The organism is Plesiomonas sp. (assembly GCF_051650925.1).
GTDB lineage: Bacteria > Pseudomonadota > Gammaproteobacteria > Enterobacterales > CAMTGL01 > Plesiomonas.
Genome location: NZ_JBOFRH010000315.1, coordinates 1 through 1331, shown reverse-complemented (window position 1 = coordinate 1331; position 1331 = coordinate 1). Strand labels below are relative to the sequence as shown.

At 44.1% G+C, this 1331-nt stretch carries 2 protein-coding genes; both read left to right on the top strand.

Annotation, left to right across the window (positions count from 1 at the left end; all coding sequences use genetic code 11):
* Positions 1 to 297: hypothetical protein (locus tag ACRC27_RS07440; RefSeq protein ID WP_438639550.1), on the top strand; the 297-nt coding region annotated here is incomplete at its 5' end.
* The coding region (pseI, locus tag ACRC27_RS07435) for a pseudaminic acid synthase (protein WP_438639549.1) at positions 294 to 1331 on the top strand (1038 nt) is incomplete at its 3' end. The genes ACRC27_RS07440 and pseI, both read left to right, overlap by 4 nt.

Genomic DNA, 1331 nt, shown 5'->3' with positions numbered 1-1331 from the left:
GATAAATCCGCATCATGGGCATTTTACGCGGCGCAGCCTGCGCCACTTAAAGCTGGAAGCCTGTTAGAGTTTTACGCTTTAGAATATGCATTCCATAATTTGCAATTAGAACGTTTACGCTGTGAAGTTCTTGACTTCAATCACTCGGTGATAAAATTACACCAACGTTTTGGTTTTATTGTGCAGGATATTTGCTCAAATCATGGACAGCACCAAGTCGTACATTTAGCGATAACCCGCACCATTTGGCAAGAATATCGTATTGTTATTGCAAAAAAATTGAAAATCACATTATGAATAAATACATTGAAATCGATGGTCGCCGTATTGGTGCAGACTACCCACCTTATATTATTGCTGAATTGTCAGCAAACCATAATGGCGATATCAACCGTGCAATCCAGATCATAGACGCAGCCAAACAAGCAGGCGCAGATGCTGTTAAATTGCAGACTTACACAGCAGACACTATCACCATTGAGCATGACAGTGATGAGTTCAAAATTCATGGTGGCTTGTGGGATGGTGAAACTCTGTATTCTCTCTATCAAAAAGCCTATCTACCGTGGGAATGGCATCAACCGCTATTCGAACATGCCAAAAAACTGGGAATTACGATATTTAGTTCGCCATTTGATTTTACTGCAGTAGATTTACTCGAACAGTTAGACGCACCCGCGTATAAAATTGCGTCATTTGAATTGGTTGATTTACCACTTATTCGCCGCGTCGCCCAAACCGGTAAGCCGATGATTATGTCAACGGGGATGGCAACTGCTGAAGAAATAGCAGAGGCCGTGAATACTGCACGCTCACATGGCTGCCAGCAGCTCGTCTTGCTGCATTGTGTGAGTGGTTACCCTGCCCCCGCAGAGCAATATAATTTGCGGACAATTCCTGATATGGCACAACGCTTTAATAGCATCACGGGATTATCCGATCACACCTTGGATAATGCCACGGCGATTGCATCCGTCGCTCTAGGCGCTTGTGTGATAGAAAAACATGTGACTCTTGATCGCTCAGCCGGTGGACCGGATGACAGCTTTTCACTAGATCCCAATGAACTGACTCGTTTATGCCAAGATGCCCGAACAGCATGGTCAGCTTTAGGCTGCGCGACCTATGAACGAACAGAAGCTGAAAAAGGCAACGTCAAGTTCCGACGCTCATTATATGTCGTTCAAGATATTGCTGCAGGTGAAGTACTGACAGCAAAAAATATTCGCAGTATCCGTCCTGGCTTTGGGCTAGAGCCTCGATACTACGATGATGTCATTGGGAAAAAAGCTATTTCTAATTTACCAAAGGGTAAAGCGCTACAAAAAGAA